Below are 18,155 nucleotides of genomic sequence, written 5' to 3'. Positions count from 1 at the left end.
GGCATTGGCTTAATGGGCCTATATAGCTGGAGGCCAGGGCAAGCGCATCATTGGCGACTAGATTTGATATGTAATGAAAAATGTCAGATTGATATCAGAATAATTTTATTAACAATCGTTTGGGATAACTGGCAATGGCTAGCCCTCTCACTGGAGCCGTTAAAGGTACCACTACTCAGGAACAGGAAAAGAGGCAATATTGAGAGAATAGGGATTACGTTAAAGCACGGACTGCTGGCGCTCGGCTTGGCAGTGATGTTTTTTTCTACTTCCACGTTGGCATTGGACAAAGTGACTTTATCTGACTTACGCATTGAAAATACGTCCAATGGCCTTCAGGCAATAGTGGGTGAGGGGCGTAACACTACCAACAACGTACTGAAGAATGTTTTCGTCAGATTTAACCTTTATCAGGGGAATACGGCGATTGGTGAGACGATTGATATTGCATCAAATATTGCGCCTGGGGAAAGTTGGAGGCTTCAGGCTATCATCAACTCTTTTAAAGGTAGGCCCGACGGTTACAAGATCACTGATATTCAAGTTCAGGACTAATATTTTACGTATCATGCGTTCGGAGAACGAAAAAACGGCAGCATAATATCCAGTCAAGCGCCTCGATATCGAGGCGTTTTTCATGGTTGGGAGAAATTTTTAAACTTTCATATAGAGTTTTTTGTTGTTGACGTAACTTGCCTTTATAGAGTGGAGCACCTATCGATCACCAGAATAAGGCCACTCTATGCACCACCCTAAAAAATGCGGTAAACCAGACTGGGTTTCTGAAGTCGAGGTATTTGAGCAAAGACAACGGCTGCTTGCTGAAAAAATACTGGCGCTGGTTACTTCACACTTCCTTAGTCTTGCTAACTACCAAAGTATGCACCTGGTACAACTTTGGCAGGTAGATATTGCCGAGCAAGAGGCCCTGGAGAAACAGGAGCAACAGCGTATCGCAAACCTTCTGCAGGCCCCTCTCGAAGCAATTACCGGTATTGGATGATGGGCGAAGAGGAAGCGGTGGTACGCCAGTTCTGGATAGTAAAGCCTTGGGTGAACGTGCAGAGATCAGAAGATAGGCAGAAATTGGTCAACCCCGGTGAAACAACCTGTCAGCAGAGTAACTTATGTTGAGGTCGCTGCTGAAATATCTGCCTGTTTCGTCGGAAAAGGCCAGAAACAATGGGGGGCAGGGGGCGAGTTCCATTACAGTGCTAACGGTACCTGATGGTTATCACGCACCGATGTCGGCCCGTGAACAGTTGGCAACACCCCTGCGTGGACAATGGCTGCAAATGCTGTGGGACTACTCCTCGCTACCAAAAGATCTGTATCAACAGTATTACCTGCAACCGCTTGAGCGCTGCATCACCCTGATGCAGCAGTTTCCGGCTACCGAGAACGGCCACCATGCGTACCTCGGTGGCATGGTGGATCACCTGTTGGAAACAGTCGCTTACGCAGCACGACTATCGAAAAACTATTTACTTCCGGTTGGCGCACCACCGGAAGAACAGGCATCGCAGGGGGCCGCCTGGAACGCGGTGATTGTCTATGCCGCGATGCTGCAGGCACTTGATGGGCTGTGCCATATTGAGGTTGAACTGGAAAGCGGACGGCGTTGGCTACCGCTTGATGCCGAACCTGAAGAGCCGTACCGTTTTCGTTTCAGCCCGATTACAGATGCGCTGAAGGTTCAGAGCCTGAGTGCAATGCTTGCCTGGAAGGTCATTCCAGACAAAGCATTACTTTGGCTGAGTGCTTGGCCAGAAGTGCTGAAAACCTTGTCGCTGTATTTGACGGGGTTTCGTCACCAGTCAGGGATTATCAATACCATCGTCGCCGAAGCCATTAGAACCTCGGTAGGAAACACGATTCCTACGGTCCTGACGGCCCCCCAGGTAACAACCGGCCAAGAGGCAACGTTGCCGAAGGAGATCACTGATCCCGAATGTTTACCGCTACAGGCTCCCTCGATTCAACCTGTTGAGCATTTAACGGTGGTCAACCTGGACTCTTCACTGGACAGCGCGGTGAGTGATAACACTCCCTGCGATGCTGGTGCTGAACCTGTGGTTCAACGTGAGGATGCTACGGGGGACTTGCTGGCGGTCATGGGGCTTTCTGCCGCGAGTGATCCCGGTAGGGAAGGTGGGCCTGTGGAAACAAAAGCGGAACAGGGTATTGACTCTGCACCACAGGATATTGGTGAACGATTTTGGCAGTGGTTAAGTGAGGGATGTATTACAGCCACTTTTTCGGTCAATACTGCCAACTCTCGGATACATATTTTTTCAGGTTATGTCTTTATTCGTGCACCCAATATATTTCATCAGTTTTTGTTAGAAAACCAAGAATACTCCGAAGATAAAACTGGCTTACAAAATGCGTTTGAACGATTAGGGAGGCATAGGCAGGATAAAGGCGTGATGTATACCTGTCATATTTACCAAAATAAGACTGGAGAGGGGCGGTTTCAGAAAATGGCGGGGTACCTTATTGCTGCCAAAAAATTGTATAAAGACCATGACATTCCAGCGGGTAACCCATTCTTGGTAATTAAATCTTAGTGCTTATAGGGAGTTATGGCATGCCCGATGTGACGTTTGAACAATTGATGGAGCAGTATTTTTTTAATCATTCTATTCGGCCAGCAACGGAATGGAGTTACCAAAAAGTTGTTCGAACTTTTAAGAAATATACGCAAGAATTACCTGCTGATGTGAGTAATGAGTTGGTTTTGGAATGGCGAATATTTGTTCTTAAAGAATTGAAACTGGAAGCCTGTACATGGAACAATAAAGTGACCCATATGCGAGCGCTATTTAATTTTGGTATGAAAAAAGGATTGTTACCCCATAAAGAAAATCCTTTTAACAAAGCGGTCGTTCGGGTAGGGAAAAAGAAGAAAAAAACGCTGTCAAAGGCGCAGGTAAAAACGGTTTATCGCTTGATGGAGCAACACCAGGAACTGGAACGCCGCTTTCCGCAATCCTACTCCATAAGCTCGCGGGCTAATGCTTGCTATCCTGCCTGGTTCTGGTTGGCCGTATTGGACACATTGAGCTGTACCGGGATGCGCCAAAACCAGCTCCTTCATGTACGGCTGCGTGATGTCAATCTTGAAGAACGCTGGATTGATGTGATTTCCGAGGGGTCAAAGAACCACCGCGAGTTCCGAGTGCCAATTACTTCTGCCTTACATCCGCGATTAGCGGAGATACTGGAGCGTTCATTGGCAGCAGGGGCAGAGTTAGACGAGCAGCTATTCAATGTAAACCGTTTTGATCTGAAAAGAATAGCCCAATCAGCACCCGGGGAGCATGACTCAAATATGGGTATCTATCCGATACGGGCATTCTTTCGGCGAGTCTCCAGGGAGTGCCGGTTTGTCGTCAGCCCCCATCGCTTTCGGCATACGGTGGCCACCAACCTGATGAAATTCCCAGATCGCAATATTCAGGCGGTCAAGCGTCTGCTGGGGCATTCCAGTTTACGGTCTACGCTGGAGTACATTGATGAGGACATTGATTCTCTGAGAGAGCTTCTGGAGCAGGAACTGATGAGATGAGTCGCCATGATATGCCGAGAAAGGGTATCCCCTTGACAAAATTTGACATTTACATACGAAGTCTGTAAAAATCAGACGCGAAAAAACCCGCATGTGGCAACATGCGGGCCTTTCAAGAGCCTTTTCACAGCAACCGGGTCGTGATATCACAGTGTGACATCATTTAACCAAACCCTAGGTTTTTGCGTATTTGGACTCACTTTAGAACCTGTCATTTTTTCATCCTGAGAAATTGACAAGCGCTTCTGAATGATGGTGCCCGGACTCGGAATCGAACCAAGGACACGGGGATTTTCAATCCCCTGCTCTACCGACTGAGCTATCCGGGCAACGGGGCGCATTAAACCGTATTTGGCCGTATGTCGTCAATCGCTTTCTATCACAAACCCGATCGGTTGCTCTAATTTCATTCAGAAAGTGGGTGCCAGCAACTGCATTTTTCTGCGTGAGATAAATAGATATGCAATAAATTCGTGTATTTATACAATTTTATTGTTCTTTGTCTTTTCTATTATCGTTATATATTACAAAGGGTTATCATTGTAAGTGCCCTGGGGTTTACTTCGATAATTGTTACTTGAACCCCATAAAAAAACATGCAATCATTGCGCGAATTTTGTTATCCATCCATCACACAATGGCGATCACGCTCATCAAAATCAGGGGGTTACAGGCATGACTGGTTTCATTACTCAAGCATTGCTGTGCGCCAGACATCTGATGATGCCGTTATCCCGCCGTGGTTATTCCCATCTGTCGTCTTCGCGCTTATCGCTGCACACCATGCGGTAACGCTACCTGATGCTCGCTGTTAGGCATTATTAAAAATAGAGCTGCGGCTCTGATTTTACTGATGTCTATCGGTCGCTGCCGATCCCAGCCCGCGATAGCTGCCTGATGTTAACCCGCATCAGCCGACCCTTTTTGCATCTCATGCTGCAATGCAGGACATCACTTTGCCGGGATAATCTTGGTTATCTCATTATGTGCCTTGTGGCACACCCTCATCCTTAACCGTTTGAGAGTCAGCACTATGAAAGAACTGAAAATAGCAACAAGCACCAGCCTGATCGCCAGTATCGAAACTCTGCGCCAGATCGTTCGCGTGGAACAGACTGACTATACCGATGTGGCGGCGGTGGTGGTGTCCGTCGAGGACGTGAATGCTGGCATTCTCGAAATACTTAAGGCGACCGGTTTTGGCATCCCGACGTTTGTTGCTGTTGAGGGGGATGAACATCTCTCCCCGGATTACCTGCCGTTAATCAGCGGGGTGTTTGCGTTGTCGGCTGCGACTAAAGCGTTTTATATGGCACAGTTGGAAGCCGCTGCCGATGCTTACGAGCAGGCGTTGCTGCCACCTTTTTTCAAAACGCTGAAAACCTATGTGGAAATGAAGAATTCGACCTTTGCCTGCCCAGGGCATCAAGGCGGTGAGTTTTTCCGCAAGCATCCGGCGGGGCGCAAGTTTTTTGAATTTTATGGTGAAACGATTTTCCGTTCGGACATGTGCAACGCCGATGTAAAACTCGGCGATCTGCTGATCCACGAAGGTTCAGCGAAAGACGCACAAAAGCACGCAGCCAAAGTGTTCAATGCCGATAAAACCTACTTTGTACTGAACGGCACCTCGGCGGCGAATAAAGTGGTGACCAATGCGTTGCTGACGCGTGGCGATCTGGTGCTGTTCGATCGTAACAACCATAAATCCAACCATCATGGTGCGCTGATCCAGGCCGGAGCAACGCCGGTATATCTGGAAACCGCGCGCAACCCGTTTGGTTTTATCGGTGGGATCGACTCTCGTTGTTTTGATGAGCGCTATCTGCGCGAGCAAATCCGTGACATCGCGCCAGAGAAGGCCAATACGGCGCGGCCTTTCCGTTTGGCGATCATCCAGCTTGGCACCTACGACGGCACGATCTATAACGCCCGCCAGGTGATCGACACCATTGGCCACCTGTGTGATTACATCCTGTTTGATTCTGCCTGGGTGGGTTACGAAGGCTTTATCCCGATGCTGAAAGAGTGCTCGCCGCTGTTGCTGGAGTTGGATGAACTTGATCCCGGCATTTTCGTTACGCAGTCGGTGCATAAACAGCAGGCTGGGTTCTCGCAGACGTCACAGATCCACAAGAAAGACGATCATATCAAAGGCCAGAAACGCCACTGCAATCACAAGCATCTCAACAATGCGTTTATGCTGCATGCCTCGACCAGCCCGTTCTACCCGCTGTTTGCCGCGTTGGACGTCAACGCCAAAATGCACGCCGGGGCAGCAGGCCGCCGCATGTGGATGGAGTGCGTCAAGTTGGGGATTGAGACGCGCAAACAGTTGCTGGCACGCTGTACGCAGTTAAAACCCTTTATTCCGCAGCAGGTGGCTGGCAAAGACTGGCAAGATTACGATACCGAGCTTATCGCCAACGATGCGCGTTTCTTTAACTTTGTGCCGGGCGAGGAATGGCACGGTTTTGAAGGTTATGCGCAGGATCAGTATCTGGTGGATCCTTGCAAACTGCTGCTGACCACGCCGGGTATTGATGCCGCAACCGGGCAATACACTGAATTTGGCATACCGGCCACCATTCTGGCCAACTTCCTGCGCGAAAACGGCATTGTGCCGGAAAAATGCGATCTTAACTCGATCCTGTTCCTGCTGACCCCGGCGGAAAGCCCGGCGAAGATGGACAATCTGGTGGATATGCTGGTGCAGTTCGAGCGCTATATTGAGCAGGATGCGCCGTTGAGCGAAGTCCTGCCAACGGTATATCGCAAGAACGAGCAACGCTACCGCGGTTACACCATCCGCCAACTGTGCCAAGAGATGCACGATCTGTACGTCAGCTTCGACGTGAAGCAACTGCAGAAAGAGATGTTCCGCCAGGAGCATTTCCCGCCGGTGGTGATGAACCCGCAAGATGCCAACGTGGAGTTTATCCGCGACAACGTCGAACTGGTGCCTATCGGCCAAGCGGAAGGGCGCATTGCGGCGGAAGGTGCGCTGCCGTACCCGCCTGGTGTGCTGTGTGTGGTGCCGGGGGAAGTGTGGGGCGGGGCGGTGCAGCGCTATTTTCTGGCGCTGGAAGAGGGCATCAACCGCTTGCCGGGCTTTTCTCCTGAGTTGCAAGGCGTGTATATCGAGAAGAAAGATCACGGCTGGAAGCGGATTTTCGGCTATATGATCAAGCAGTAAAACAGCAAGGCCGATGAATGACGCATCGGCCCTGCACAACGTTACTTGCGGCGATAACTCTTCTGCGCGTTATTTACCTTCACCAGGTAGCGGCGTGATTCACTCGCCGGGTGCTTGGTGGTCAGCGTTTGATAAATATCACCCGGCTGCATACCGTTGATAATCGTCACCGCCTTGGCTTTATCGCTGTGGAACACCCGCAGCACGCTGCCCGCTCCGCCGTTGTAAGCGGTAATGACTGCATAGCGGCGTGAGGTCGGGTTCTGAATGCCCCCCAGATAGTTGTTCTGCAGAATGGCTAAGTATGCCGTACCGGTATCGATATTGTTTTCCGGATCGAACAGATAGCTGCGGCTTGGCGTTCCCCATTTGCCCTTCATCTGGAACACGTCTTTACCGGCGGTGTGCTGCACCACCTGCATCAGGCCCAGCGCATCGGAACCGCTCACCGCATACGGGTTGAAGCTCGATTCGGTCTGCATGATGGCCAGGATCAGCGACTCTTCAATGCCGTATTTCTGAGAGGCTTTACGTACCATCGGCAGGTATTTGTGTGCACGTTTATCCAGGTGGTTAGGCACCAGTTGGATGGTAACCGAGGTGATCACGTGCAGGCCAGAGGTGCGTTTTTGCAAGCGGGTTTGCAGCAGGTAATCGGCGAAATGTGCCGCACGCCATTCCCAGCGGATCGGCTGGCCGTTGTTATCCAGCACCTGGCCATACAGGAACGGCTCTTTACTGATCTGGATATCGTTAACGTCGGAATAAAGGTCGATAGAGCCCGGATCGTCGCCCATCAGCAGGGTGCTGATAATCGCCTGGCGCAGGCGTGTGGCAGGATCGGTGGTGGCAATGGTTTCGACCGTGATGGTGCCCGCGTCAAAGTTGATGTGGCTGCGGGTCTGATATTGGTCGGTGTATTTCACGTAATCTTTTGGCCCAGCGATCAACACTTCGCTCAAGCCCCAGATGTTCTCAATATTGTGGGCAAACTGGCCCATTAAAATGTCGAAGGCGTTGGTATCTTTCACCAAGGCTTCGTTGACCTCTTCATTTTTTTTGCCTGAGCAGGAGATCAGCAAAGGTGCTATGACGAGCAAAGCTAAAATTTTCTTCATCTTAAAGCCGTATACGCGAAGAATGATAGGAGAGGTGGAAAGGGCCAGCGTCTGGCCCGGAAAATATTATTCGCTTGGCGGTGTGTAACCTTCGATATGGACGTCATGCCCCTCAAACAGAAAACGAATCATCTCTGCTTCCAGCAGCTTACGATCATCAACGTTCATCATGTTGAGTTTTTTCTCGTTGATCAGCATGGTTTGCTTTTTCATCCATTCGCCCCAGGCTTCTTTGGAGATCTCATTGAAGATGCGCTTGCCGACGTCGCCTGGATAGAGCTGAAAGTCCTGCCCCTCGGCGTCGCGCTGCAGGAAGGTACAAAAAATGGTTCTGCTCATGCTAATTCCTCGTCAATGGCGCTGTTGCCAAATAAACCTTGTTGGATCGGTGACTGTTTCGCCAGTTGTTGCAACAGGCGTTCAACCGGTGCGGCCAGCCCGACCGATGGCGGCTGCGCTAAGTTATACCAGAGACCGGCACCCTCATCCATGGCGCTGGTGGCTTTGTCGAGATTCAGCCACATTGGCACAATATCCAGATGGAAATGGCTGAAGGTGTGGCGGAAAGCGGTCAGTTGCTCCAGACGATCTCCCTTCAGGCCGCGCTGCTGCAACCACAACTCCAGGTCGATGCGGGTTGTGAACTGCGGAAAGCAGAACAGGCCGCCCCATAACCCGCTGCCTGGGCGCTGCTCGAGCCAAACGCCGTCGCCGTGCTGCAGCAGTAAAAAGTAGGCGGTTTTTTCCGGCAGCGTCTGCTTGGGTTTTTTGCCGGGATACTTGGCCCAACTACTGTTGCCGTTAGCGATGCAGCCGGTATTGAGCGGGCATAACTCGCATTTCGGCTTGGAACGGGTGCAAACCATCGCCCCCAGATCCATCATCGCCTGGTTGAACTGCCCCACGCCTTGCGCGGGAGTCACTTCTTCACTGATTTGCCACAGGCGGTTTTCCACCTCTTTCTTGCCCGGCCAGCCTTCCACGGCGTAACAGCGAGCCAGCACGCGTTTTACGTTGCCGTCGAGGATCGGGTAATGCTGCCCCAGCGCCAAAGAGAGAATTGCCCCGGCGGTTGAGCGGCCTACGCCGGGCAGATCGACAATTTCTGCAAAGGTTGTCGGGAACTCACCGCCGTGCTGTGCGACAATGGTCTGAGCCGCTTTATGCAGGTTTCTGGCGCGGGCGTAGTAACCCAGCCCGGTCCACAGATGCAGCACTTCATCCAGCGGCGCTTCGGCGAGCGCGCGCACGTGCGGAAAACGTGTCATAAATCGCTGAAAATAAGGAATCACGGTGGCAACCTGAGTTTGTTGCAACATCACCTCAGAGAGCCATACTTGATAAGGCGTTTTATCGAGTTGCCACGGCAGCGTTTTGCGGCCGTAGCGCTGGTACCAGTCAAGTACCACGTGCGAGAACTGTTGCGCTTGCATCATAAGCGGGTTTCGCTGTCCGTCTGATATTTGATGCGCGATTCCAGCATAGTGTGAGAGTGCTGTAAACTGGAACTTTCCGCCGTAGCATACGATGAACGCTTGCTAAACCAGGGTATCTTTGCATAATGCGCCTTTCCCAATTGGCAGCCAAACAGACAGAAAGCACTATGATTAATGACGTCATCTCTCCGGAATTTGATGAGAACGGCCGCGCGATGCGCCGTATCCGCAGTTTTGTTCGCCGCCAGGGGCGGTTGACCAAAGGCCAGCAATATGCGCTGGACCACTATTGGCAGCAGATGGGCGTGGAATATCAGGCTGAACCTGTCGATATCTCTACCCTGTTCGGGCGCGAGGCGCCAACCGTGCTGGAGATCGGTTTTGGCATGGGGGCTTCATTGGTCACCATGGCGGGTAATAACCCGCAGCAGAACTTCTTGGGGATTGAGGTGCATTCACCAGGCGTAGGTGCCTGCCTGGCAGACGCCCATGAAGCCGAATTGACCAACCTGCGGATCATGTGCCACGACGCGGTAGAAGTGCTGCAGAATATGATCCCGAATGGCTCGCTGGACATGGTGCAACTGTTCTTCCCGGATCCATGGCACAAAGCGCGCCACAACAAACGCCGCATCGTGCAGACGCCGTTTGTGGAACTGGTGCTGAGCAAATTAAAGGTGGGTGGCGTATTCCATATGGCCACCGACTGGCAACCCTATGCGGAACACATGCTGGAAGTGATGAACGGCAGCGCAGGATATCGTAATCTTTCCGAGAGCAATGATTACGTGCCGCGCCCAGACTCACGCCCGGTGACGAAATTTGAATTACGTGGCCAGCGTCTGGGACATGGCGTTTGGGATCTGATGTTTGAGAGGGTGGAATAATGGCTAAGAATCGCAGTCGTCGTTTACGTAAAAAGATGCACATTGAAGAGTTTCAGGAGCTGGGTTTCTCCGTTGCCTGGCGTTTTGCCGAAGGCACCGATGTTGACGATATCGATAGCGCGGTAGATGCTTTTATCGACGAAGTGATCGAGCCGAATGGTTTGGCGTTTGACGGCAGCGGCTACCTGCAGTGGGAAGGGTTGATCTGCCTGCAGAAGATCGGCAATTGCACCGACGAACAGCGTGAATTAGTCAAAAACTGGCTGGAAGCGCGTAAGCTGAGTGACGTAAAAGTCAGCGATCTGTTCGATATCTGGTGGGATTGATTTCTGCCCGATAAGTGTTGATTCAAGGTGCCTCAGTGGCACCTTTGCTTTATCTGGAGTGCAAGCACCGTGGTAACAACCTTGGATAACGCATTGCTGGATGAGATCTTGCAACAGGCGCGCCCGCTGATTGGCCAGGGTAAAGTCGCGGACTATATCCCGGCGTTGGCGGCAGTGGCAGCCGATCGCCTGGCGATTGCCGTCTGCACCGTCAATGGCGAACTGTTCCAGGCGGGGGATGCCACGGAACGATTTTCCATTCAATCAATCTCCAAAGTTTTCAGCCTGACGCTGGCGCTGACGCGTTATCAGGAAAGCGAAATCTGGCAGCGGGTAGGCAAAGAACCTTCCGGCTTGCCGTTTAATTCGTTGCTGCAACTGGAAATGGAACAGGGGAAACCGCGTAATCCGTTTATCAACCCAGGTGCTCTGGTGGTGTGCGATATGCTGCAGACGCGGCTCAGCGCCCCCAAGCAGCGCATGCTGGAAGTGGTACGCCAGTTGGCGGGGGAGAATGACCTGGCGTACGACGCTCGCGTAGCGCGTTCGGAATTCGAACACTCCGATCGCAATGCCGCCATTGCCTATCTGATGAAGTCGTTTGGCAACTTCGAAAATGATGTGCTGACCGTGCTGCAAACCTATTTCCACTATTGTGCGCTGCGTATGAGCTGCGTGGAGCTGGCACGCAGTTTTGTCTATCTGGCTAATCAAGGGCGTGCGCTTAACGGCGATGAGGTCATCAGCCCATTACAGGCAAGGCAGATTAACGCCCTGATGATGACCAGCGGTATGTATGACGGTGCCGGTGAATTTGCTTACCGGGTAGGGATGCCGGGCAAGTCTGGTGTCGGGGGCGGCATTATTGCGATTGTGCCGGACGAATTGTCGATTGCCGTTTGGTCGCCGGAGTTGGATACCTCTGGTAACTCGTTGGCGGGAACTGCAGCACTGGAGCTGTTGTCTCAGCGCATTAGCCGTTCGATTTTTTAACTCCAGCGCAGATGCGGGTGGAAAGGAGTCAGGAGAAATGATGTTAAAGAAAACCGGGTTGGCCTTGCTGTTGCTGGTGGCTTCACAGGTGCATGCCGAATATCAATGCAACGTTAACCCCCAGGATGACGTGATCATCAGCCCGCAAAGCGTACAGGTGGCCGGTGCCAGCGGTAACCTGCTGATTTCCCGCGATGGTGATGTCACGCGCAACGGGCAGGTACTTAGCCTGAATGATAGCCAACGCCAGAAGGCCTTCAGCTACCAGAGTGCGTTACGCAAAGATTTGCCCTGGATCGATCAGGGGGCGCAACAGCATTTGGAAAAGGCGCGCGTCGCGTTGGATAACGTGATTGTGCAGCAACTGGGCAGCAGCAGTAACGTGCGTAACCGCCTGACCACGCTCAATACGCAGCTTAAACAGCAGATGGGGCGTATTATCGAGCATCGTAGCGACGGCCTGGCGTTCCACCATAAGGCGATCGCACAGGTGGAACAGGACGGGCGCAACCTGGTGCAGCAGAGCATGGGCGGTGTGCTGCAAGATAGCCTGAACGAAATGGGCATTAAACAGGCTGCCAATGCTAACGGTAATCCGCTACAGGCACTGATGGGTAACCTGGGTGGCCTGCAGCAGGCGATTCAGGGCGAGTGGAGCAAGCAGGAGCAGAGCTTCCAGAACTTTGGCCGCGATGTGTGCAACCGTGTGACGGCGCTGGAAACTCAGCGTAAGAGTCTGATTAACGCGTTGAAGTAAAAGGTATTTGATGGAACTCAACTTTTGACGCCTTAGAGGAGAACTGGCAATCTGGTTAAACTATAATCAATCAGTGAAAGGATTTGCGTTGATGCCAGTAATATTGCGCTTCAGAGGCTATAAGTTTTTTTTTCTATTCAAATGAAGGGATTCCACGTGAACCTGCCCATATTCATGTCAGGGATGTTCAATTTGAGGCAAAGTTTTGGTTAATGCCTGAAGTTCATTTGGCCCGTAATGATGGTTTTAATGCGAAGGTGTTGAAAGAGCTGCTCGAAGTAGCGGAACTGCATCGCGCTCAGTTTCTGGAGGCTTGGAATGACTATTTCAGCTAAGAGTGTTCGTTTTGATGAGCTCAATATGTGGGTTGAGCTTAATGATGCCAGAACTATTGGCGTGCCTTTGGCTTGGTTTCCGCGTCTTTTACAGGCGAGTGCTGAACAACTAGCCAATTATGAGCTCAGTGCTCGGGGCATTCATTGGGAGGAGCTTGATGAGGACATCTCTGTCGAGGGGCTTCTCAAAGGGTGGGGTGATATAACTCGTCGTCCACATCATGCTGCCTGAATGAATTGACAGATAAAAAGCGCTGAACTCTCAGCGCTTTCTCGTTACTCTTCCGGTAGAAAAAGCTCCAGCAGTGAGTTGAGGAACAGCTTGCCTTTCTCGGTGATCTGCCAGTGTTCTGCCGTCTCTGCCAGGTAACCTTGCGCCAGCGCTGCGTCCAATTGCGTGCGGATCACGCTTTCATCCAACCCAGTGTAGCGGGCGAATTCCGCGCGCGGAGCGGCTTCCAGCAAGCGGAAACGGTTCATAAAGAACTCGAAGGGCCGGTCATGCTCTGCCACTTCATGCAGCTTGTCACGGTATTCGCCGCGCATAAAGCCGCGTGGATGCTTGGTTTTGCTGGTGCGCAGAATGCGGCCATCGGCAAAGGTCAGCTTGCCGTGTGCGCCGCAGCCAATCCCCAGATAGTCGCCGAAACGCCAGTAGTTGAGGTTGTGCTGGCACTGATAACCCGGCTTGGCATAGGCCGATGTTTCATACTGCTGATAGCCAGCGGCGCTCAGCAGTTCGTGCCCTTGCTGATAGATATCCCACAGCGCGTCATCATCCGGCAGCAGCGGCGGGCGCGAGCTGAACAGCGTATTTGGCTCAATGGTGAGCTGGTACCACGACAGATGCGGCGGATTCAGGGCAATCGCCTGGCGCAGATCGTCCAAGGCTTCTTCCAACGATTGATCCGGCAGGCCGTGCATCAGATCGAGGTTGAAGCTGCGCAGGCCCAAACCGGTGGCCAGATGTGCGGCGCGTTTGGCCTCATCCGGCCCGTGGATCCGCCCCAGGCGGGTTAGCTTCTCGGCGCTGAAGCTCTGCACGCCAATCGAAATGCGGTTCACCCCGGCGCGCTGATAGCCGCTGAAGCGATCGGCCTCCACGGTGCCGGGGTTGGCCTCCATGGTGATCTCCGCATCGGTGGCCACGTGAATGCGGGCGCGCACCCCGTCCAGCAAGGCCTGCATGGCTTCGGCGCTCAGCAGGCTTGGCGTGCCGCCGCCAATAAAGATAGTGCTGATTTCACGGCCGCTGGTGAGCGGCAGATCGGCATCCAGATCGGCCAGCAGATGATCGACATATTCCTGATGCGGCACTTCGCCCTTTAAAGCGTGCGAGTTGAAGTCGCAGTACGGGCATTTCTGCACGCACCAGGGAATATGGATATACAGGCTGAGCGGCGGCAATTGCACGGGGTTAGCTGGCATTACGCAGGGCTTCCAGCATCAGTTTCAATGCCTGACCACGATGTGATATTGCACTTTTTTTCTCGCGCGACAGCTCAGCCGCCGTGCAGCCCAATTCCGGCACGTAGAAGATAGGATCGTAGCCAAAGCCGCCTTCACCGGCGGATTCAAAGGTCACCTCACCGGCCCAGGTACCGTGGAACACCAGCGGGGTTGGATCTTCTGCATGGCGCATATAGACCAGCACACAGTGGAACTGCGCCGCGCGTTGGCCTGCTGGCACGTCTTTCAGCGTCACCAGCAGCTTATCCAGATTCTGTTGATCGCTGGCGTCGACACCGGCGTAACGAGCGGAATAAATCCCCGGTGCGCCGCCGAGTGCATCCACCGCCAGGCCGGAATCGTCGGCAATGGCCGGCAGGCCGGTAACCTGCGCGGCGTGGCGGGCTTTCAGAATGGCGTTTTCAATAAACGTCAGGCCAGTTTCCTCAGCAGAATCTACGCCCAGCTCGGTTTGTGCCACCACGTCCAGGCCGAAATCGGCGAGCAGGCTGGCGAGTTCACGCACTTTTCCGGGGTTGCCGGTGGCAAGAACGACTTTTTGCATGATGATTACCTTGAAAATTATTCGATAAGCGCGACGATCGCGGCAGGGATCTGTTGCGGATTAATGATGCGTAACTGCTTATGCCGCCCCAATTCACCTTTCTCGATGATAACGCTGCTCTTCGCCACCTTAAATTGCTTGGCGATAAACTTGATCAAGTGGGCGTTGGCCTGGCCGTCGACCGGCGGGGCGGTAATGGCGACTTTGATCTCGTCGCCATGCAGCCCAATGATCTGATCGCGGCTGGCTTTCGGCTGAATATAAAGCCTGATAACCAGCCCGTCGAGCACGGGGGTGACTGCACTCACAGCAGGAACCAGAGCTCGCCGAACAGATCCATCCCCAGGTAGTTGATGAGATACAGGATCAGAATCACCACCATGGCGGAGAAATCAATGCCGCCCATTGCCGGGATCACGCGGCGGATCGGTGCCATCAGCGGCTCGGTAAGCTGGTACATCACATAATCGATCGGGCTGCGGCCCTGGCTGATCCAGCTCATCAGGGCGCGGATAATCATCACCCAGAAGATCAGATAACCGGCGGATTTGATCAGTGAGATCAGGCCAAATAACAGATTGTATGGGCTGAGTGACATCGCCCCACCCTGAATCAACAGCAGCAGTGGGTATTTGACGGTCATCAGTAAAAACGCCACCAGCAGCGAAGCGCTGTCTACCGGCCCCAGCGAAGGAATGATGCGGCGCAGCGGGCCGACGATCGGCTGGGTAATTTTCACTACGAACTGCGAGAACGGGTTATAAAAGTCGGTGCGCGTCAATTGCATCCAAATGCGCAGCAACAGCACCATCACGTAAAGATCAACAACGGTCTTGACCAGGAAAGTCAGCGTTAGCATGTGAGTTACCCTTCTCCTTAATTCTTGGTTATCCCCTCAGTCTTGCAGGCACTGGCTGCCTGAAGCGCATTGGGGAACGTTAAAATAACTTTTCCATTTCCTGCGCGCGGGAAACGGCGGCCTGCATCGCTTTGGCAACGGTGTCAGGCAGTTGCTGTTCGTTGAACACCCGCAGCGCTTCGGCGGTGGTTCCCCCTTTGGATGTCACCTGTTCGCGCAGCGTCGACAAAGGGACTGCCGGGTTGGCTGCGGCCAGTGCCGCGGCACCGATGGCGGCCTGCTGCACCAGTTCGCGTGCTGCTGTGCTGCTGAAGCCCATGCGTTCGGCTTCCTGCTGCATCGCATCCATAAACAGAAAGAAATAGGCCGGTGCGCTGCCTGCGGCGGCAATCACCCCGTTGATACCGTTTTCGTCATCAACCCAGCATACTTTGCCGACCGAACTCATCAGGTCGCGGGTGTAATCGCGATCCTGCTGGCTGACTTGCGGCGCAGCATACAGCCCGCTCATACCTTTGCCCACCAAAGAAGGGGTATTAGGCATGATGCGTACAATATTCAGCGGTTCACCCAACATCTGATAGAAACGGCTGACCCGAATACCAGCGGCGATGGACAGCACCAGCTTGCCGGAAAAATTAACCTGCTCCTGCAAGGGCTTGCACACCTCCGCCATCATCTGCGGTTTGACCGCCAACACCACCACATCGGCGGCCTGTGCGCAACGGATGTTATCCGCGCTACTGATTACGCCATAGTCAGCGGCCAGCGCATCGCGATTTTTCGGCGAAGGAGCGCAAACGCTGATGGATGTCGCCGGATAGCCCCCCGCAACCAGGCCTGCAATGATAGCGCGTGCCATATTACCGGCACCAATAAAGGTAATCTTGCGATGTTGCATCAAATCCCTCGTTAATTCAGTTGTGCCTGTCAGGCCTGAGAATAATCACGGGCCCCGAAAATGGCGGTGCCGATACGCACCATGGTGCTGCCAGCCGCGATCGCCGCGGCCATATCGTCGGTCATGCCCATCGATAGCGTATCCACCTGCTGATAGCGCTGTTTCAGGGCCAGGAACGCTTTATGCATCTGGCCAAAAACGGCCAGTTGACGCTGATAATCCGCTTCTGGAGCCGGGATGGCCATCAGGCCGCGCAACCTGAGGTTAGGCAAGGCGGCGACGGCCTCAGCGAGCGCCGGTAGTTCACCTAATACAATGCCAGATTTGCTCTGCTCATCGCTGATATTTATTTGGATCAGTACATTCAGCGGCGGCATGCCTGCTGGGCGTTGATCGTTCAGGCGTTGGGCAATGCGCTGGCGCTCAAGGGTATGACACCAGGCAAAGTTTTCTGCCACCAGTTTGCTTTTGTTGGATTGCAATGGCCCGATAAAGTGCCACTCCAGCCCGGCTCCCTCTGGCAATTGGGCAAAATGCTGGATCTTATCCACGCCTTCCTGCACGTAATTTTCGCCGAAGGCGTGCTGGCCAGCGGCGATGGCTTCTGCGATCGCCGCTACAGGCTTGGTTTTACTGACTGCAAGCAATACCACTTCTTCTGGAGCACGTGCGCAGCGTTGAGCTGCTGCAGCAATACGGCTCCTGACATCCTGCAGGTTCTGTTGGATAGTGCTCATTGTTGACCCAGGAGATTGATATGGATATCGATGAATTTGTGGCTCTTAGTGTAAAGCATAATGCCTCCGATCTGCACCTTTGTACCGGTCATCGGCCCATGTTACGCATAGATGGTGAACTCCGGGCCGTGGCAGAGGCAGAAAGCGTTGCGCCAGCGCAGATGGCAATCTGGTGTGACGCCTTGTTGACTCAGGCGCAGCGGCAGCAGCTACAGCAGAATGGCCAGCTCGATCTGGCGCTGGCGTTGGCAGGGGGGATTCGCCTGCGCGCCAATTTCTTTCTGCAAAACGGTGGGGTGTCCGTGGCGTTACGCCGGATTGCCAGCGAGTGCCCGACCTTGGCCGAACTGGGCACTCCCGAGATCGTCCCGGCGCTGGTGCAGCGGGAAGATGGCCTGATCCTGGTTACCGGCGCTACCGGCAGCGGCAAGTCCACCACGCTGGCGGCGATGATCGATTTTATCAATCAGCGTCAGCGCCGCCATATCCTGACGCTGGAAGATCCGATCGAATTCATCCATCACAGCCAGCGATCGCTGATCCAACAGCGCGAACTGGGGCGTGATACTCACAGTTTTGACGACGCGTTGCGGGCGGCACTGCGTGAAGATCCTGACGTGATCCTGCTGGGGGAACTGCGCGATACCACCACCATCCGCCTGGCGCTGACCGCAGCGGAAACCGGCCATCTGGTTCTGGCCACGCTGCATACCCGCAGCGCACCGCAGGCGGTAGAACGGCTGGTGGATGTGTTCCCGGCAGAAGAAAAGCCCTATGTCCGCGCACAGTTGGCCAGCAGCCTGCAGGCGGTGATTGCGCAAAAGTTGCTGAGTAAACCAGGGGGAGGGCGGGTGGCGATCTATGAGATCCTCACGGCCACCGCCGCAGTAAGCAGCATGATCCGTGAAGGCAAAACGCACCAGCTTGCCAGCGTGTTGCAAACCGGTGCGCAGTCAGGCATGCAGACCTTTGAACAGGGGTTGCAGCAACGTATTCAGGCCGGTTTGCTCAGTGGGGCAGCTTAG

The 18,155-nt window shown here is 53.4% G+C and carries 20 protein-coding genes, 1 tRNA gene and 1 pseudogene; 12 read left to right on the top strand and 10 right to left on the bottom strand.

Features of this window, described 5'->3' with window-relative positions; all coding sequences use genetic code 11:
* Positions 1–12 precede the first annotated feature (12 nt).
* From BMI79_RS23160 to BMI79_RS17805, 4 genes are all read left to right on the top strand, one after another.
* Positions 13–555, top strand: a complete 543-nt coding sequence (locus BMI79_RS23160) for an FxLYD domain-containing protein (protein ID WP_083704476.1) — start codon at positions 13–15, stop codon at positions 553–555.
* A gap of 187 nt (positions 556–742) precedes the next feature.
* Positions 743–1,003: a hypothetical protein gene (locus tag BMI79_RS17815; protein ID WP_076943436.1), complete on the top strand. Its 261-nt coding sequence runs from the start codon at positions 743–745 to the stop codon at positions 1,001–1,003.
* Between the two features lie 124 nt (positions 1,004–1,127).
* On the top strand, positions 1,128–2,570 hold the full coding sequence (locus BMI79_RS17810; protein ID WP_076943435.1) for a TraI domain-containing protein: 1,443 nt from the start codon (positions 1,128–1,130) through the stop codon (positions 2,568–2,570).
* Between the two features lie 20 nt (positions 2,571–2,590).
* The gene (locus tag BMI79_RS17805; protein ID WP_076943434.1) at positions 2,591–3,571 is read left to right on the top strand and encodes a tyrosine-type recombinase/integrase; all 981 of its coding nucleotides are present in this window, start codon (positions 2,591–2,593) and stop codon (positions 3,569–3,571) included.
* A 253-nt stretch (positions 3,572–3,824) separates the two neighbouring features.
* Here the strand turns inward: BMI79_RS17805 and BMI79_RS17800 are convergent.
* Positions 3,825–3,900, bottom strand: a tRNA-Phe gene (locus tag BMI79_RS17800).
* 704 nt (positions 3,901–4,604) lie between these two features.
* On the opposite strand from BMI79_RS17800, the gene speF reads away from it, so the two are divergent.
* Positions 4,605–6,767, top strand: a complete 2,163-nt coding sequence (gene speF / locus BMI79_RS17795) for an ornithine decarboxylase SpeF (protein ID WP_076943433.1) — start codon at positions 4,605–4,607, stop codon at positions 6,765–6,767.
* A gap of 41 nt (positions 6,768–6,808) precedes the next feature.
* Here the strand turns inward: speF and mltC are convergent, their stop codons facing one another.
* The 3 genes from mltC to mutY form a co-directional block, all read right to left on the bottom strand.
* Positions 6,809–7,885 carry a membrane-bound lytic murein transglycosylase MltC gene (gene mltC / locus BMI79_RS17790; RefSeq protein ID WP_076943432.1) on the bottom strand — a complete coding sequence of 359 codons (1,077 nt, stop codon included), beginning with the start codon at positions 7,883–7,885 and terminating at the stop codon, positions 6,809–6,811.
* Positions 7,886–7,951: 66 nt separating this feature from the next.
* The gene (locus tag BMI79_RS17785; protein ID WP_076943431.1) at positions 7,952–8,224 is read right to left on the bottom strand and encodes an oxidative damage protection protein; all 273 of its coding nucleotides are present in this window, start codon (positions 8,222–8,224) and stop codon (positions 7,952–7,954) included.
* On the bottom strand, positions 8,221–9,321 hold the full coding sequence (gene mutY, locus BMI79_RS17780) for an A/G-specific adenine glycosylase (RefSeq protein ID WP_076943430.1): 1,101 nt from the start codon (positions 9,319–9,321) through the stop codon (positions 8,221–8,223). Before mutY ends, BMI79_RS17785 begins: the two co-directional genes overlap by 4 nt.
* A gap of 167 nt (positions 9,322–9,488) precedes the next feature.
* Between mutY and trmB the strand changes: the two genes are divergently transcribed.
* From trmB to BMI79_RS17750, 6 genes and pseudogenes are all read left to right on the top strand, one after another.
* The gene (gene trmB, locus BMI79_RS17775) at positions 9,489–10,208 is read left to right on the top strand and encodes a tRNA (guanosine(46)-N7)-methyltransferase TrmB (protein ID WP_076943481.1); all 720 of its coding nucleotides are present in this window, start codon (positions 9,489–9,491) and stop codon (positions 10,206–10,208) included.
* Positions 10,208–10,534, top strand: a complete 327-nt coding sequence (locus BMI79_RS17770) for a YggL family protein (RefSeq protein ID WP_076943429.1) — start codon at positions 10,208–10,210, stop codon at positions 10,532–10,534. The genes trmB and BMI79_RS17770 overlap by 1 nt, the downstream gene beginning before the upstream one ends.
* Positions 10,535–10,603: 69 nt before the next feature.
* Positions 10,604–11,527 (top strand): glutaminase B, encoded by a 924-nt coding sequence (glsB, locus tag BMI79_RS17765; protein ID WP_076943428.1) that lies wholly within the window; start codon positions 10,604–10,606, stop codon positions 11,525–11,527.
* A gap of 40 nt (positions 11,528–11,567) precedes the next feature.
* Positions 11,568–12,284 carry a YggN family protein gene (locus tag BMI79_RS17760; protein WP_076943480.1) on the top strand — a complete coding sequence of 239 codons (717 nt, stop codon included), beginning with the start codon at positions 11,568–11,570 and terminating at the stop codon, positions 12,282–12,284.
* Between the two features lie 91 nt (positions 12,285–12,375).
* Positions 12,376–12,619, top strand: a pseudogene (locus tag BMI79_RS17755) (DUF4160 domain-containing protein).
* Complete coding sequence (locus BMI79_RS17750; RefSeq protein WP_076943427.1) at positions 12,603–12,851, top strand: DUF2442 domain-containing protein; 249 nt, start codon at positions 12,603–12,605, stop codon at positions 12,849–12,851. The pseudogene BMI79_RS17755 and the gene BMI79_RS17750 overlap by 17 nt, the downstream one beginning before the upstream one ends.
* A gap of 44 nt (positions 12,852–12,895) precedes the next feature.
* On the opposite strand, the gene hemW is transcribed toward BMI79_RS17750, so the two are convergent.
* The 6 genes from hemW to BMI79_RS17720 form a co-directional block, all read right to left on the bottom strand.
* Positions 12,896–14,047 carry a radical SAM family heme chaperone HemW gene (gene hemW / locus BMI79_RS17745; RefSeq protein WP_076943426.1) on the bottom strand — a complete coding sequence of 384 codons (1,152 nt, stop codon included), beginning with the start codon at positions 14,045–14,047 and terminating at the stop codon, positions 12,896–12,898.
* On the bottom strand, positions 14,037–14,633 hold the full coding sequence (locus tag BMI79_RS17740; protein WP_076943425.1) for an XTP/dITP diphosphatase: 597 nt from the start codon (positions 14,631–14,633) through the stop codon (positions 14,037–14,039). The genes hemW and BMI79_RS17740 overlap by 11 nt, the downstream gene beginning before the upstream one ends.
* Before the next feature lie 17 nt (positions 14,634–14,650).
* Entirely contained in the window at positions 14,651–14,941 is a 291-nt protein-coding gene (gene yggU, locus BMI79_RS17735) for a DUF167 family protein YggU (RefSeq protein ID WP_076943424.1), read from the bottom strand.
* Complete coding sequence (locus tag BMI79_RS17730; protein WP_076943423.1) at positions 14,938–15,492, bottom strand: YggT family protein; 555 nt, start codon at positions 15,490–15,492, stop codon at positions 14,938–14,940. The genes yggU and BMI79_RS17730 overlap by 4 nt, the downstream gene beginning before the upstream one ends.
* A gap of 79 nt (positions 15,493–15,571) precedes the next feature.
* Entirely contained in the window at positions 15,572–16,393 is an 822-nt protein-coding gene (gene proC / locus BMI79_RS17725) for a pyrroline-5-carboxylate reductase (RefSeq protein WP_076943422.1), read from the bottom strand.
* A gap of 29 nt (positions 16,394–16,422) precedes the next feature.
* Positions 16,423–17,130: a YggS family pyridoxal phosphate-dependent enzyme gene (locus tag BMI79_RS17720; protein ID WP_076943421.1), complete on the bottom strand. Its 708-nt coding sequence runs from the start codon at positions 17,128–17,130 to the stop codon at positions 16,423–16,425.
* 20 nt (positions 17,131–17,150) lie between these two features.
* Here BMI79_RS17720 and BMI79_RS17715 point away from each other — a divergent pair, with 20 nt between their 5' ends.
* Positions 17,151–18,155, top strand: coding sequence for a type IV pilus twitching motility protein PilT (locus BMI79_RS17715; protein ID WP_076943420.1), 1,005 nt, complete (start codon positions 17,151–17,153; stop codon positions 18,153–18,155).

The organism is Serratia oryzae, assembly GCF_001976145.1.
Taxonomy (GTDB): Bacteria; Pseudomonadota; Gammaproteobacteria; order Enterobacterales; family Enterobacteriaceae; genus Chania; species Chania oryzae.
Note: the sequence above shows the minus strand (reverse complement) of the source record. Positions and strands in the feature narration are given on the sequence as shown.

Coding starts and splice junctions, on each gene's coding strand:
- BMI79_RS17770 (WP_076943429.1), top strand. CDS start 10,208: ATGGCTAAGAATCGCAGTCGTCGTTTACGTAAAAAGATGCACATTGAA.
- mutY (WP_076943430.1), bottom strand. CDS start 9,321: ATGATGCAAGCGCAACAGTTCTCGCACGTGGTACTTGACTGGTACCAG.
- BMI79_RS17810 (WP_076943435.1), top strand. CDS start 1,128: ATGTTGAGGTCGCTGCTGAAATATCTGCCTGTTTCGTCGGAAAAGGCC.
- hemW (WP_076943426.1), bottom strand. CDS start 14,047: ATGCCAGCTAACCCCGTGCAATTGCCGCCGCTCAGCCTGTATATCCAT.
- BMI79_RS17785 (WP_076943431.1), bottom strand. CDS start 8,224: ATGAGCAGAACCATTTTTTGTACCTTCCTGCAGCGCGACGCCGAGGGG.
- BMI79_RS17815 (WP_076943436.1), top strand. CDS start 743: ATGCACCACCCTAAAAAATGCGGTAAACCAGACTGGGTTTCTGAAGTC.
- BMI79_RS23160 (WP_083704476.1), top strand. CDS start 13: ATGGGCCTATATAGCTGGAGGCCAGGGCAAGCGCATCATTGGCGACTA.
- proC (WP_076943422.1), bottom strand. CDS start 16,393: ATGCAACATCGCAAGATTACCTTTATTGGTGCCGGTAATATGGCACGC.
- BMI79_RS17750 (WP_076943427.1), top strand. CDS start 12,603: ATGACTATTTCAGCTAAGAGTGTTCGTTTTGATGAGCTCAATATGTGG.
- BMI79_RS17730 (WP_076943423.1), bottom strand. CDS start 15,492: ATGCTAACGCTGACTTTCCTGGTCAAGACCGTTGTTGATCTTTACGTG.
- BMI79_RS17740 (WP_076943425.1), bottom strand. CDS start 14,633: ATGCAAAAAGTCGTTCTTGCCACCGGCAACCCCGGAAAAGTGCGTGAA.
- BMI79_RS17805 (WP_076943434.1), top strand. CDS start 2,591: ATGCCCGATGTGACGTTTGAACAATTGATGGAGCAGTATTTTTTTAAT.
- mltC (WP_076943432.1), bottom strand. CDS start 7,885: ATGAAGAAAATTTTAGCTTTGCTCGTCATAGCACCTTTGCTGATCTCC.
- trmB (WP_076943481.1), top strand. CDS start 9,489: ATGATTAATGACGTCATCTCTCCGGAATTTGATGAGAACGGCCGCGCG.
- BMI79_RS17715 (WP_076943420.1), top strand. CDS start 17,151: ATGGATATCGATGAATTTGTGGCTCTTAGTGTAAAGCATAATGCCTCC.
- speF (WP_076943433.1), top strand. CDS start 4,605: ATGAAAGAACTGAAAATAGCAACAAGCACCAGCCTGATCGCCAGTATC.
- BMI79_RS17760 (WP_076943480.1), top strand. CDS start 11,568: ATGTTAAAGAAAACCGGGTTGGCCTTGCTGTTGCTGGTGGCTTCACAG.
- BMI79_RS17720 (WP_076943421.1), bottom strand. CDS start 17,130: ATGAGCACTATCCAACAGAACCTGCAGGATGTCAGGAGCCGTATTGCT.